This is a genomic window from Pseudogracilibacillus auburnensis (assembly GCF_003201975.1).
Classification (GTDB): Bacteria; Bacillota; Bacilli; order Bacillales; family Amphibacillaceae; genus Pseudogracilibacillus; species Pseudogracilibacillus auburnensis.
In genome coordinates this window covers 165,924-180,255 of record NZ_QJJQ01000001.1, presented here as the reverse complement: position 1 = coordinate 180,255, position 14,332 = coordinate 165,924, and the positions used below count along the sequence as shown (strand labels likewise).

At 35.7% G+C, this 14,332-nt stretch carries 11 protein-coding genes; all 11 read right to left on the bottom strand.

All coding sequences use genetic code 11. From position 1 onward, the window contains the following. Positions 1-93: 93 nt before the first annotated feature. The 11 genes from DFR56_RS00775 to DFR56_RS00725 all read right to left on the bottom strand — a co-directional run bounded on the left by DFR56_RS00775 (position 94) and on the right by DFR56_RS00725 (position 14,317). Positions 94-1,032: a nucleoside hydrolase gene (locus DFR56_RS00775; RefSeq protein WP_110393522.1), complete on the bottom strand. Its 939-nt coding sequence runs from the start codon at positions 1,030-1,032 to the stop codon at positions 94-96. Between the two features lie 24 nt (positions 1,033-1,056). After that, positions 1,057-1,983 (bottom strand): ribokinase, encoded by a 927-nt coding sequence (gene rbsK, locus DFR56_RS00770; protein ID WP_110393521.1) that lies wholly within the window; start codon positions 1,981-1,983, stop codon positions 1,057-1,059. 122 nt (positions 1,984-2,105) lie between these two features. Next, positions 2,106-3,608 (bottom strand): xylulokinase, encoded by a 1,503-nt coding sequence (gene xylB / locus DFR56_RS00765; protein ID WP_110393520.1) that lies wholly within the window; start codon positions 3,606-3,608, stop codon positions 2,106-2,108. A gap of 258 nt (positions 3,609-3,866) precedes the next feature. Continuing rightward, positions 3,867-4,823 (bottom strand): sugar ABC transporter substrate-binding protein, encoded by a 957-nt coding sequence (locus tag DFR56_RS00760; RefSeq protein WP_110393519.1) that lies wholly within the window; start codon positions 4,821-4,823, stop codon positions 3,867-3,869. Positions 4,824-4,878: 55 nt separating this feature from the next. Further along, positions 4,879-5,817: an ABC transporter permease gene (locus tag DFR56_RS00755; protein ID WP_110393518.1), complete on the bottom strand. Its 939-nt coding sequence runs from the start codon at positions 5,815-5,817 to the stop codon at positions 4,879-4,881. Positions 5,818-5,820: 3 nt separating this feature from the next. Next, positions 5,821-7,305 carry a sugar ABC transporter ATP-binding protein gene (locus DFR56_RS00750; RefSeq protein WP_146214227.1) on the bottom strand — a complete coding sequence of 495 codons (1,485 nt, stop codon included), beginning with the start codon at positions 7,303-7,305 and terminating at the stop codon, positions 5,821-5,823. Positions 7,306-7,331: 26 nt separating this feature from the next. After that, positions 7,332-8,306 carry a LacI family DNA-binding transcriptional regulator gene (locus DFR56_RS00745; RefSeq protein WP_242694539.1) on the bottom strand — a complete coding sequence of 325 codons (975 nt, stop codon included), beginning with the start codon at positions 8,304-8,306 and terminating at the stop codon, positions 7,332-7,334. A gap of 372 nt (positions 8,307-8,678) precedes the next feature. After that, positions 8,679-9,401 (bottom strand): response regulator, encoded by a 723-nt coding sequence (locus DFR56_RS00740; RefSeq protein WP_110393516.1) that lies wholly within the window; start codon positions 9,399-9,401, stop codon positions 8,679-8,681. 226 nt (positions 9,402-9,627) lie between these two features. Then, positions 9,628-10,617 (bottom strand): pyridoxal-phosphate dependent enzyme, encoded by a 990-nt coding sequence (locus DFR56_RS00735; RefSeq protein WP_244916412.1) that lies wholly within the window; start codon positions 10,615-10,617, stop codon positions 9,628-9,630. Positions 10,618-11,181: 564 nt separating this feature from the next. After that, positions 11,182-12,642, bottom strand: a complete 1,461-nt coding sequence (locus DFR56_RS00730) for a sodium:solute symporter family protein (RefSeq protein ID WP_110393514.1) — start codon at positions 12,640-12,642, stop codon at positions 11,182-11,184. 43 nt (positions 12,643-12,685) lie between these two features. Further along, positions 12,686-14,317, bottom strand: a complete 1,632-nt coding sequence (locus DFR56_RS00725) for an AMP-binding protein (protein WP_110393513.1) — start codon at positions 14,315-14,317, stop codon at positions 12,686-12,688. Positions 14,318-14,332 lie beyond the last annotated feature (15 nt).

The following is a 14,332-nucleotide window of genomic DNA, read 5'->3' as shown; positions in this document are numbered from 1 at the left end:
CCCTTTTATAAAATTATCTTTAATGAAACCTGCATTATACCGACGATCCGACTCAACAATTTTCCTGTATATCGCATTTCAGTTACTCCATTTTTATTGCTCAAATGCCAGCGTCGTTAAAAAGTGTTTCAAAAACCGTTCATCATCAACTGCAAGACAAACGTTAATTGTATAATTGGCTGCTTTTTCCCCTTCATACGTTTTTCCAATTTCTTCTCCTTCTATATCTACGTTGATCGTCATCGTTTTCGTATCAACAAATGTCGGATCTAATACAACGCCAACTGCAAGTGGATCATGTAAACTACATCCCCGAATGCCAGGCTTAAAATTTTTATATGCACTTATATAGTAATCGGTAATGTTTGCAAAAAATTGGGAGACAGCCGAACCGCTTTTTTCCCATTCAGTTACATACTCTCTCGGAAGCAATGTTTCCATCGTTACATCAAGTCCGACAAGGGTAATTGGCAGCCCTGATTGGAGAACGATTTTTGCTGCATCGGGATCAGCGTAAATATTTGCTTCCGCATGTGGACGAACATTTCCTGGTACGGTAACAGCACCACCCATTATGACGACTTCCTTGACGAGCGGGATCACTTCAGGTGCTAGCTCCACTACTTTTGCTAAATTGGTCAGTGGCCCGACGAAAATAAGCGTCACGTCATCTGGGTATTTTTGAATAGAATCAATTATAAAACGTATGGCGTCTACTTGGGGCGAATCTCGTCTTTCATCAACGGTGGGCAGACAATTTCCTAATCCGTCCATCCCATGAATTCGTTGGGCCACTTCTAAATATAACTCTCCACCATTGAGGGGCTCACTAGAACCTTGATAGACAGGTAGATCCTCCCCCAATAACTGCACAACATATGCTGTATTTCTAGTTGCATCTTCTACTGTCACATTGCCAAAACATGTCGTCATCCCAAGTATATCAAGGCATCTCGATTTTATTGCATAAGCAATCGCAAGTGCATCATCGATTCCTGTATCGACATCAAAAATAACTTTCTTTTTCTTCATATACACCCTCCTTCATTTGTTTCTTTACTTGGCTAAACTCTTTATAAAACTTTCAACTTCCTCTTTGTTCGGCATCGCTGATTGTGCACCTTTTTTTGTCACCGTTAAAGCCCCTACTACATTTGCATATTCCGCACTCGATTTCAAGTCTTTTCCAGCTACTAAACTTGTGATAAAAGCACCTGCAAATGCGTCACCTGCCCCAGTTGTATCCGCAACATCGACTTTTATGCCGGGTATCCATTCTGCTTGATCTTTTTGACAAATAATGAGCCCATCGCCCCCTAATTTCGCAATGACCGTTTCTACCCCTTTATCTAAAAGAATTTGACTTGCTTCCATCGCACTTTTTCTATTTATTACTTTCACATCTGTAAGTTGCTCCAATTCCTTTTCATTTGGCAAAATATAATCAACTTGTGCTAGCAAATGATCTGGCAAAACCTGTGCCGGTGCAGGGTCTAAAAAAACAGGCACTTCATTTCGATGGGCTATTTCAATACTCTTTTCTACTGATTCGATTGGAATTTCAAGTTGAATTAGCACAGCCTTCGCTTGCCCGATTACATGCAAATGATCATCAAGATAGACAGGAGTTACATGATTGTTCGCCGCTTGTGCAACGATAATACTGTTTTCACCATGTTCATCCACCGTAATCATTGCAATTCCCGATGTTTCATTTGCAATTTTTTGTATGTATGTCGTATTCACACCGGCATCTTTTAAATTTTGTACTAGTTCTTCCCCAAATAAATCATCACCCACACATCCAAGCATCGTTATTTCGCCACCGACATTGGCTGCACAATATGCTTGGTTGGCTCCTTTACCTCCTGGATTTGTAAAGAAATCTTTGCCTAACATCGTCTCCCCACCAGCTGGTCTTTCCTTCACATTCATGACTAGATCCATATTAATACTTCCAACCACAACGATTTCATTTTCCATGCCTACTCCCCCCACATTTTTTACTTTCATTATTAGAAAACTTGGCTTATCGCTAAGTCTTTCTAAAGTTACACTTATACAGTAAAAGAGTTATATTCTTTTTCTTATCTGCTAAGGGCAACTTATTCGCTATCTCGAAATTCAAGTAATTGATGGCTGATCTTTTTCGTATGATCATAAACTGTTTGATATATATTGAATAACTGTTTATACTTTTGTACATTTTCTTCAATTGGATGAAATTCTGATTTAATTTGAATACATTTTTCTGCCCCTTCTTCCAAAGTGGCAAACCATTTACAACCGTAAGCTGCAATAAGAGCAGCCCCTAGTCCAGGTCCCTGTTCACTTTTAAGACTTACAACACGTGTATGAAATATATCTGCCTGCATTTGTAGCCAAAGATCATTTTTAGCTCCTCCACCAATAGAAACAATCGTTCCAATTTCTTTGCCTTTTTCACGTAAAAGATGAATAGATTCGTTTAATGAAAAAGTAATTCCTTCCATTACCGCTCGAACAAAATGAGTTTTGGTATGTAATGCACTTACCCCAATAAAACTACCACGAATGAATGCGTCTGAATATGGTGTTCGTTCTCCAACTAAAAAAGGAGCAAACAGTAGTCCATCGGAGCCAATTGGAATATCTTTTATTCCATCAATCATTTTAGGAAATGATGTATCTTTAAAAAAGTTATTTTTAAACCATGATAAGCTTAAACCAGCAGATAATGTAACACCCATCGAATAAAATGCATCCGATTTTGCATGATTAAAAAAATGAACTTTACCATCTGCTTTTTCATCAATTGATTCTTCATACGCTAAAATGACCCCTGATGTTCCAATACTTGATAATTGATAATTTGTCGATAATATACCGGCACCAACTGCCCCACACGCATTATCTGCTCCTCCAGCAAATACTTTAGTATTTTGGGATAAACCAACCTTGTCTGCAAACTCTGGTAATATAGTTCCGACAAATGAGTGGGATTCTACTAAAGGAGGACAAATCGACTCGTCAATATGGAACAGATCACATATTTCTTTACTCCATTTTTTCTCTTCTATATGAAGTAAAGATGTACCAGCTGCATCGGAATAATCTGTATGAATCTTCCCTGTCATTCGATATCTCACATAATCTTTTGGTAATAGGAAGACTCGTAATTTTTCATAAATTTGTGGCTCATTTTCTTTTACCCATAAAATTTTAGGTAAAGTGAATCCTTCTAATACTTTGTTTTTGGTAATTTCTATTATTTTATCTCCCAATAATTTTGTGATGTGATCACACTGACTTTTTGTTCGCGTATCATTCCATAGTATTGCATTTCTAAGTACCTGATTATTTTCATCTAACATAACTAGTCCATGCATTTGACCAGAAAAGGATACTCCTTCTATATCCTCTACATTTCCAGTAAATTGTCTCGTAACTCGTTTTAACACTTTTTTCGTTTGCTTGATCCAATCTTCTGGATCTTGTTCACTATATCCTGTTTTTTCTTGGATAAGGGGATAAGCGGCTGATGTCTCCATTACCATGTTGCCACTTTGATCGATTAAGATGGCTTTTACAGCACTTGTACCTAAATCAATTCCTATCACATATTTCACTAAAATCACTCCCGCCACTTTCACCTAACTAAGTATGTTTGCAATCAATTTCAATATTTCCGTTCAAAATCCGGACAACGAAGATGAAGATTTCTTCCATGTGTCATCGGATTTATCCTTGGAAATAGCATTTATGAAATGGACTCTTGTAAAAATGTTATATGAATTCATGTTCAACTATAGCGATCTTCAAAATCCTTGTCTACTATTATAATGTAAAAAAGCTCCAAAGATTGGAGCCTTCCAATTTAACGATAGTTACTTTTCATCTGACATAAAGACATCAACTAATACTTCTTCTTCAGGTTTTGTACCATCTTTTAAATAAGTATCTACATAATTAACAGCTTCTGCACCGATAAATTCGAAGTCTTGTACTGCTGTAGCAGCCATTTTTCCTTCATCAATTAAGTCATATGCTTCTTTTGCACCGTCAAAACCTAGAACAAGAATGCCGTCATCTTCTCTACCAGCAGTTTCTATTGCACGTACGACACCGACAGCCATCGTATCATTCTGTGCAAAAACAACGTCAATATCATCGTGTTTAGATAACATATCTGACATGGCAGCTTCTGCAGGTGCCATGGAAAACTCACCTACTGCAGTATCAAGAATCGTAAACTTACTATCACTATTTTGAGCTGGATCAATGACACTTAAAAATCCGCCCCCACGTTCACGTTGTGGTGCAGTTCCGATAATACCTTCCATATGGATGACTTTACCACCTTCTGGCATTTTTTCCTCTAACCATTTACCAACTAATTCTCCACCTTTTGTATTATCCGTCACTAAGTAAGATAGAATTCCTTCTATATCAACTTCTCTATCAACCGTAACAACAGGAATATCTTGTGCAATTGCATCTTTTAAAGCGTTTGCCGTAGATGACTCATCTGCCGGGTTAATAATGATCGCATCAACACCTTGCTGTAAAGCATCCTCTACTTGAGAAGGTTGTTTAGATGCATCATTTTGTCCATCATATACTAGCACTTCATATCCAAGTTCTTTCCCTTGTTCTTCAACTGCATCACTTAACACGTGGAAAAATGGGTTACCTAAATCGGCCATTAAAAGCGCGATTGTTCCACCGTTTCCACCATCATCATTTGTTGCTTCGCCCTCATTATCTCCTTTATCATTTCCACTTCCACAAGCACTGAGTACTATTAACAATAAAGCTAAAACGAAAAGTGATATTCTTTTCATTTCCAATTCCCCCTTAAATGATTAAATATATAGTGAAAAGCAAGTTTTGCTTTAACTATTGTGAGTTTTTTCGATCTAATATAACGGCAAGTAAAATAACAACCCCTTTAATGAATTGTTGATAAAACGCTGATACTCCAATAATATTTAGCCCATTATTTAAAACACCAATTATTAATACGCCAATAAATGTACCAAAAAGTCTTCCTCTACCACCTAACAGGCTTGTACCACCAATAACAACTGCAGCGATTGCATCTAACTCAAATGTCATCCCTGCTGTAGGCTGTGATGAACTTAATCTCGATGTGAGAATCACTCCAGCTAATGAGGACATAAAACCACTAATAACATACACCATCGTTTTAATCCTATCGGTTGGTATGGAAGAAAGCCTGGCAACTTCTTCATTCCCTCCAATGGCATATACCCCTCTACCAAATGATGTATTTTGAAGAAGTACTAATAAAATTAGAAATGAGGCAATAAATAAAATCATCGGAAACGGAATTCCGAGCACACTACCTTGACTAAAAAAGTCTAGAATTGGTGCGTTACTTGTTACATTCATCGCAGGAATACCATCTGAAATAATCATTGTAATCCCACGAAATGCTGTCATCGTCGCAAGTGTAACGATAAATGCTTGTAATTTAATTTTTGAAATTAAGACCCCGTTAAATAATCCTAATAGAGCACCCATTAGTAATACGGCGACAATGGCAATAAAGTCAGGCGTTCCTGATGTGATCATTAACCCTAAAATCATTCCAGTTAAGCCTAAAATTGCACCAACAGAAAGGTCAATACCAGCAGTTAAAATAACAAACGTCATTCCAAATGCAATTAAGCCATTAATAGAAACTTGTCTAAATACGTTTAAAATATTGTACATCGTCATAAACTTAGGGTTAATTGAAGTGACAATTAATACTAATACGAGTAGAACAACTATCGTTCCATACTTATCATAAAGACTTCCAATTTTTTTCATTTTTTATTCCCCTCCTCCAGTCGCATATTCCATAACTATTTCTTGTGTTGCCTCTTCCCTCGGGATAATTTTTTTAATTCGTTTTTCATGCATCACAACAATTCGATCACAAATACCTAAAACCTCAGGCAGTTCACTAGAAACGACAATAATTGCTACCCCGGCTTCTTTTAAACGATTAATGATTCCATAAATCTCTTTTTTCGCCCCAACATCTACCCCTCTAGTCGGTTCATCTAAAATTAATATTTTAGGATTAGTCAATAACCATTTAGCAATAACAATTTTTTGTTGATTTCCACCACTCAATTTCTTTGTTTCAATCGTTTGATTTGGCGTTCTAACATTTAACTTTTGAATATATTCAGCTACGGAACTAGCAATTTTTTTCGGTTGAACAAGCTTTTTGTGAGTAAAATTTTTAATTGATGGTAACACCATATTGTCTGCAACCGAAAAGTCCAAAATTAATCCTTCGTGTTTCCGATCTTCAGTGATTAGTCCGATACCTAAATTTTTCGCCTTGATCGGTGAATCAATTTTTACTTCTTTTCCATCAACAGAAATTGTCCCACTGTCAAAAGGAACACTCCCAAAAATCGCATGCATCACATCGGTACGTCCAGATCCCATTAACCCTGAAAAACCTAAAACTTCTCCTTTTTTCAAATCAAAATGAATATCCTCAAACTTTCCTTCTTTGGTTAGCCCTCGAACAGACATAATCGTTTCACCCGGATCAACCTCTACTCTTGGAAAACGGTCATCCAAATCATAACCTACCATCATTTTCACAATTTCATTGAAAGAGGTATCTTTCGTACTTTTTTGGCTAATGAATGAGCCATCTCGCATAACGGTTATTTCATCACATAATTCAAATATTTCTTCCATTCTGTGTGAAATATAAATAAAGGAAACACCTTTATCCCTTAAATCTCTAATAATCTGAAAGAGTAAATCAATCTCTTTATCTGTCAAAGCAGCAGTAGGTTCATCCATAATAATTAACTCTGCATCCATTAAAAGTGCCTTAGCAATTTCAACGAGTTGTCGTTCCCCGACTGCGATGTTTTTAATCAATGTCTTTGGGCTTACATCAAGACCAAGCAATTGCAATTTTTCCTTCACTAATTTCGTCATTTGTTTTTGATGAAGAATGCCAAACTTCTTCTTCATCTCTTTGCCCAAAAACATATTATCAACGATACTCATTTCGTTTAGTAGGTTTAATTCTTGATGGATGAAGGCAATTTTCTTCTGTTCACTATCTTTAATAGACTGAAACTCTTGAAGTTCTCCATTGATTTTAATGGTACCGGCATCTTTCGAATAAACACCCGTTAAAATTTTCATCAGTGTAGATTTTCCAGCTCCATTTTCACCCATTAATGCATGAATTTCTTTCTTTCCTACTTTTATTTGGGCATTCTTTAGAACCTGTACAGCACCAAAACTTTTATGAATACCTGACATTTCTAGTTCCACTTGCTAACCCTCCTTACAAAGCTAATTCATTCCTTTTTTGCCTTGGTTGATTCACGAACTAAAACATTAGGCTGAATCATGATTATTTTATTTTCTATTGTTTCTCCATTAATTAAATGAATAAGAGCATCAGCCATTTTGTTGCCGACTTCTTGCACAGACTGTTCAATTGTCGTTAATGAAGGAAATAAAAACTCACCAATATAACTATTATCAAAACCAATAACTTGAACTTCATCCGGGATGTGGACATTCTTTTGTTTAAAATAACGAATAACCGTTGCTGCAGCGATATCATTAAAGACGAAAACGCCATCATATTTTTCAATGTTTTCTAATGTTTTAATATTTGCTTCAAGCATTTTACGTTGAAAATCACTTTCAAAGCGAATGATATCGACAGACATTCCTTCCTTCTTTGCTTCGTCTAAAAATCCCTGATATCGATCATGCACTGCTTTTGAAAAGTCAAGTCCAGTAATATGGAGAAGATGATTACATCCATTGCTTTTTAAATGATCAAAAGCAAGTTTTCCGCCTTGATAGTTATCTGTTACAATCGTAACAATATCGTCTGAAATGATACTTTCAAAAGAAACCACTGGAACTGTAAATAATTCATACTCTTTTTTGCATTGAGCCCGTACAGTGAAAATCCCCGCTACTCGATGACCTTGTAAAACATTAATGTATTCTCTTTCTTTAGTAGGATCGTCGTTTGTATTACATAAAAAGATAGAATAACCATGTTTACTAACATATTCTTCAATAATTAACGCTAATTCATTAAAATATGGGTTCGAAATATTCGGAACAAGCAGACCAATAATTTTGGAGTTTTTTGAAAAAATTGCTCTTGCTAACTCATTCGGTGTGTAATTAGTTTGTTTCACTATTTTTTCAATTTTCTTTTTTGCTTCTTCACTAACATAACCATTTTTATTAATATACCTTGACACTGTAGCGAGGCTAACACCAGCTTCTCTCGCAATATCTCTCATACTCTTCAACACTAATCCACCTTTATTTAACAGATTTAAAATAATCATCTATGGAACATGTTCCACATTTAAGTTTTAAAAAATTGTAAGCAAAAGGTTATGTTTTTTATGTAACATGTTTCATATTGATGATTTTAGATTATCAGAATTATTTTGTCAATCAATATTTCTTCACTAATAATCGATCAAGCTATTTGCTAGGGAAAAATCACCTGATTAGGCATTTACAGTCAGACAGATCACTTTTTTGTATGCGTATACAAATTTAGGGGAAGGAGGATGACATAATTGGCATCTTCGCTAGTATCTTTTGAAATATTCAAAAATGAATGAAATGTGTTGATGGATGTAGATAAAAACATCTTACTTCAATCAATCACTTCCAGTAGATTCGGTTTTACGTTCGATTGTCACCCAACCATTTTCAATCGCCTTCACGACCGCATGTGTCCGATCATTTGCACGACTTTTCTTCAAAATATTTCTTACATGGCTACTAACTGTGTAGCTTGTAATAGCCAATTTTTCAGCAATTACTTTATTGCTATAACCTCTAGCCAGTAATTTTAATACGTCATATTCTCGAGTTGTAAATAAATCGAGTGGTTTAATTGGTTTTTGATCGTCGTTTATAGGAGTACTAAACGTTTCACGAATAAGATAATAATACTCTTTGATTAATAAATGAGTGACATGCGGGTGAAACCAATACCTTCCAAGTTGTACGGCTTTGATCGCTGTAATGAAAGTTTCGGAATTCATTTCCTTTAATACATAGCCGGTAGCACCCATTTTTAATGCCACAATCATATGATTGTCATCGTCCTGACTAGATAAAATTACTATTTTTGTTTCAGGAGCTATTCTTTTAATGGTTTTAATATCGATTAATTCATTTGTTTTAATACTATTAATATCAAGCAAAATGATATTAGGACGATATTTTTTTACAAGTTGCAATGCGTCTTGTCTCGTTTCTCCTTCTGCAATGACGTTAAACGCAGCGTCTAGTTCCAAAATTTTTCTAATACTTTGTCTAAATAATGTATGTTTTTCTATTAATACGATGGAAATCGTTCTCTTGGAAAGATGCATGCTCCATTCCCCCTCATGGAAATTCGTTTGTTACTATATATATCGGCTAAAAATAATACTTTTGTACTATAATATCACTTTTTTCCTATTTCGATTAAAATATTAACATTTTATTTTACCTAGCGTAGTTAAAAACACCCTAATTTAGCTACTTTTCGTGCTATTTTTAGATTAATCATAAAAAATCCCACCTCAAACTATGAGGTGGGGATTTTTACCAAACAATCTAAAGTAAATTATTTTCTTGTGCGAATAATGCTGGTAATTCGCCAGGATGCAAAAATAGTACACCATCATCTTTTTGAAAATAACCTTTTTTAATCAAGTTAAAAAGCCCTGCCATCGCTTTACCAGTATGATAATGATCTAAAAATATCGCTTCTTTATCCGCTAATAATTTTATTGCATGCACACCTGGTTCATTTGGAAGAACACAATTATAGCCAATTGAATTAAAAATTTGGATTTCTTCCTCTTTTATTTCTATATCTAATCCTAGATGCTTTTTGGCTTCGTCAAATTGTTTGAATACTTGCCACCGATCTTTTTCTGCCTCATTCGAAACACTTATACCAATCGATCTTAAACCTGTTTTAAATAGTTTATTAGCCAACAGAAATGCACTATATGCATTAGCAGAATCGACTGCTTTCACAATGTAATTAATGTTCAATTTTTTCTGTTTAATTTGCTTAGAAATTTCTAATAGATCACAAACACCAGTTGGAGTTCCTTCGATTTTCCTCGGTATAATACAGGCTTTCATCCCTTTATTTTCATAATACTTTTTAATTTCTTGTACTTTCTCATCACAAATGTTTGCGATCTTTTGAACGGAATCTTCGTTTGTAACATTAATAAGATACATTTCCGTTCTATAAGATTCCTTAAACAAGTAACAGTCTTCTGGAATTTTTGATTCTGCTTCTGTAATAACAACGACAGGCTTTAAACCGAATCGGGCGGCTGTTGACACTGTTTGCCGAATATGATTTGATTGCAAATTACCAGAGGTGATAATTAGTTCTGCCCCATTATTTACTGCATTAGCCATTAAAAATTCTAATTGTCTCACCTTATTTACACCAAAAGCAATCCTCTTCTTATCATCTCTTTTTATATATAATTGAGGACCGTCGAACATTTCCGTAAGCCGATCTAACCGATGTATTTTTGTCGGAAGATTTCCGATTTTTATTCTTGGCATTGTTTTCATTTTCAACTGATAAACCTCCATCTATATAAACTCGTATTCCCTTAAAACTTTCTCGTTTCCCACTTTTCCTTTTTAATTAGCTAAAGCATGTACCATTAGAAAAATTGGCTTATCACAAGCCTTGTTGCAGTACGATGCACAATGTTTCTTGCGACGAGTGATCGCGGTCGCAAAAGTCTTCGACGAGACGAGATTTTATCGCAGTCCCAAAAGCTTTTCGATGGGACGAACGATTGCACAAAATCTCTCCGATGGGACGAGTAATCGCAGTCCCAGTCCCAGGATGTGCTAGTACTGGCGCCCGCGACACGTGTTTTGGGATGGGAAAAACGAAAGTCTAGTCCCAAGACGTCGCGCTTTTAGACAGTGAGCAGTAAGAATGTTTGATCCTTCCTTATCTGCAAATAAATACCCCTTTTTTTGATCTACAAATGAAGTTTTTACATGTGTTATGTTTATCTTGAGGATTTTAGTCTTTAGACCTTTATTTAGAAGAAATATATGTAAGGTGTTTATTTCCTTTTTAATTGCTTTTAATCCATTATTTTTACACTTACCCACCCCTTATTTCATTTTTGCCTGAATATTTCTTTCTAACTCTTTTTCTTTCCTTTCATCTCGAAATACAGGCTTTGTTGCTGTATCTTTTTGATACGTTAGTAAACTAATGATCCACATCAACCCTAAATTAATGATGATAGCTGGTAAGATTGGTTCCACATCCAACGGCTTATCCAACCCGTACAGGACAATTAAAATGATCGAACTAATGATGATACTCCAAAAAGCACCTTTTTTCGTCGCTTTTTCCCAAAACAGTGCAAAAATAATGGGAAAAAATAATGTCGCTGTAAAAATCGCATAGGCTAGCATCATTAGACCAAATAAACCACTAAAGGTTAATGCAATGACAATTCCCGCTGCTCCAAGTATTAATGTCACAATTCGAGACGCTTTTAAGTCTTGTTCATAAGATAAGGATTTTTTCATTACAGCTGGAATCACATCTTTGGTAATGACGACACCGGCAATTAATAATGTGCTACTTGCTGTGGACATTGCTACAGCTAAAATTGCTACAAGTCCTAGTCCAATTAAGCCGTTTGGTAAATAACTAATGATCAATTGCGGTATTGCTTCATCCTTATTTGTTAATTGTGGAATAATAACAGAAGCAGTGATCCCTAAAAGTAAGATGACGATTGAATAAAATAGAAAGATCCCCCCACTTATAAAAGAACTAAATTTTGCGACCTTTTCATCTTTACTAGCCATTACTCGTTGCCAAATTGTTTGATCAATAATAATTCCCGGAAGATACGTCGCAATAATTCCTACAACAAACAAAAATGGTAATCCTGACCAAACGCTCCACATTTCAGGGTCAACTGTTTGTCTTAGGTCAGAAAATGTAATTCCATCTGTAAATACATAAATGGGTAAAACAAGTACAAACAGAACTAAAATAATAATTAATTGGATGAAATCGGTATATGCAACTGCGATCATCCCGCCAATAAAAGTATACAGGACAAGAATGACACCAACGATAACTATTGCAGTCGTATAACTGATGCCAAGTGAATTCCCAACTAAATTAAATATAAGCCCCATAGCAATAATTTGTGCACCAAAAATTGCTGTAACTGCAATAGCTAAAATAATCGTTGTGAAAACTTTTGCAGACTCCCCATACCGCTCAGCCATTATATCTGGAATATACCATTTTCCCGTTTTCCTTATCTTTTTCGCCAACATCCCGACGATGATATAACCGACAAAAATAGCGATTGCTTGCCAAACTAAAATCATCCCATACTCATAGCCCATCGCCGCTGTCCCCATTGTTGCCGCTGTTCCAATCATCGTCGCTACAAGTGTTCCAATTGTCACACTATACCCCATTCGTTTTCCTGCTAACACATAGTCATCTTTATGTTTTATTCGTTTTGAAGCGATCAATCCGATGACGACCATGATAGCGAGATAGACAATAACGACAACAACATCTACTAAAGTAATCATGAAACTCTCCTTGATAGTAAGTTTTCCTTCTGAAAAGGGTTGATTATGGATGCCATTTATTTTCCACCCGATCAAAAGCTCCACTTCGTATATCTGCCTTATTATTTATTAACAATTGTTTCGCAATTTTATCGGATGGTGTTCGTGGAAATCTATCAATATAAGCAATATATCTCGGTATTTTAAAGGCTGCTAATTTTGTAGTGCAATGTGCAAAAATCATCTCCGGTGGTATATCCTCAGCCGTTTTATCTTCGGTTAATACGATAAAACACATTACTTCCTCTTTACGAATGTCATCAGGAACTGGAATGGCAGCCGCCTCCACAATACCTGGAATTTCTTCTACTACCGATTCCACTTCAAGTGCAGAAATGTTTTCTCCACTTCGTTTAATCATTTCCTTTATCCGACCAACGATATAGTAGTATCCATTCTCATCTTGGCGTGCTAAATCCCCTGTTTTAAACCACTTTCCATGAAAGGAGGTTTTATTTGCTTTCCTATTTTTATAATATCCCCACAACATAGCAGGTCCTGTTACCCATAACTCTCCCGTTTCTCCTTGTTCTACATCTCTCCCGCTATCATCTACAATTCTTAATTCTCTAAATGGTGCTGGTAAGCCACAGGAGCCGGAGCCGACCATATGAGTTGCATCTTCTGGCATATGGGTTCCAAGTCCAATTTCCGTCATTCCAAATGAATCTCGCCCAACGACATTAAACCGTTTCTCTAAGTCTATATGTGCTTGTCCTTTATATAAGTACGCGCTAATAAATCGCAAACTATTTTCCCGATCTAGCGGAGTTTCTGGAATACTTTTCATAATTGGTTCTGGAAAAGCGCAATAATGAATATTGTACGTTCGAATCCAATCGATAAATTTTGTTAAACTTGCTTGTTTAGGTACGTAAACAGTTCCTTCTTGAAAGATTGCCATCATTAGCTCAACTTGTGCTTCCATATAAAAAAATGGAAATTGAATAAGAAAATTTTCGATTCGCTGTTTTGTGAAATATGTGGCACTTTTCGCCATTAATAACCAGTAGTGATGGGTTAACATACACCCTTTTGGAAAGCCAGTAGTCCCCGATGTATACTGAATATTGCATAAATCTTCAAGGGTTACTTTCGTAGGAGCGATAAAATCATTATTACCATAATTAACTAGCTCCTCAAAGCTGTAGGCTATTGGATCTGTTTTACTACCTTTTACAATTACTTCCATGTCCATAAATTGTCCATTTTGTCGAATTTCGCGAAAAGTATTTTCACCATTTTCATCCAAAATCAGTATTTCTGCATCTGAATTCCGTAACACAAATTCCATTTCCTTCGCTGTATAATTTACATTAAGTGGCACCATTACTGCACCAATTTTGACAATTGCCATCCATGCAATAGGAAATGCAGTAACATTAGGTAGCATGATTGCAATATGGGTTCCTTTTCGAACCCCAAGCTCAAGTAAAGCATTAGCAAGTCTATTTGAATATATATTTAATTCCTTATAAGTTAGCTCTGTTTCATCTTCAAAAAATATACAAAGGGGCTTATCACCAACCTTTTCTACTTTTTCTGCTAATAACTCACCTATACTACTTGGTAGCTCTAGCTCTTCCATTTGTTTACGGATTTTATGTACCTGTTTCCATCCCGCATCAAGTAACATGTATGAATAACTCCT

Excerpts from the sequence above, each read along its gene's own strand:
- DFR56_RS00775 (WP_110393522.1), bottom strand. The coding sequence starts at position 1,032 with ATGAAGAAAAAGAAAGTTATTTTTGATGTCGATACAGGAATCGATGAT.
- rbsK (WP_110393521.1), bottom strand. The coding sequence starts at position 1,983 with ATGGAAAATGAAATCGTTGTGGTTGGAAGTATTAATATGGATCTAGTC.
- DFR56_RS00760 (WP_110393519.1), bottom strand. The coding sequence starts at position 4,823 with ATGAAAAGAATATCACTTTTCGTTTTAGCTTTATTGTTAATAGTACTC.
- DFR56_RS00755 (WP_110393518.1), bottom strand. The coding sequence starts at position 5,817 with ATGAAAAAAATTGGAAGTCTTTATGATAAGTATGGAACGATAGTTGTT.
- DFR56_RS00745 (WP_242694539.1), bottom strand. The coding sequence starts at position 8,306 with ATGAGAGATATTGCGAGAGAAGCTGGTGTTAGCCTCGCTACAGTGTCA.
- DFR56_RS00740 (WP_110393516.1), bottom strand. The coding sequence starts at position 9,401 with ATGCATCTTTCCAAGAGAACGATTTCCATCGTATTAATAGAAAAACAT.
- DFR56_RS00735 (WP_244916412.1), bottom strand. The coding sequence starts at position 10,617 with ATGAAAACAATGCCAAGAATAAAAATCGGAAATCTTCCGACAAAAATA.
- DFR56_RS00730 (WP_110393514.1), bottom strand. The coding sequence starts at position 12,642 with ATGATTACTTTAGTAGATGTTGTTGTCGTTATTGTCTATCTCGCTATC.
- DFR56_RS00725 (WP_110393513.1), bottom strand. The coding sequence starts at position 14,317 with ATGTTACTTGATGCGGGATGGAAACAGGTACATAAAATCCGTAAACAA.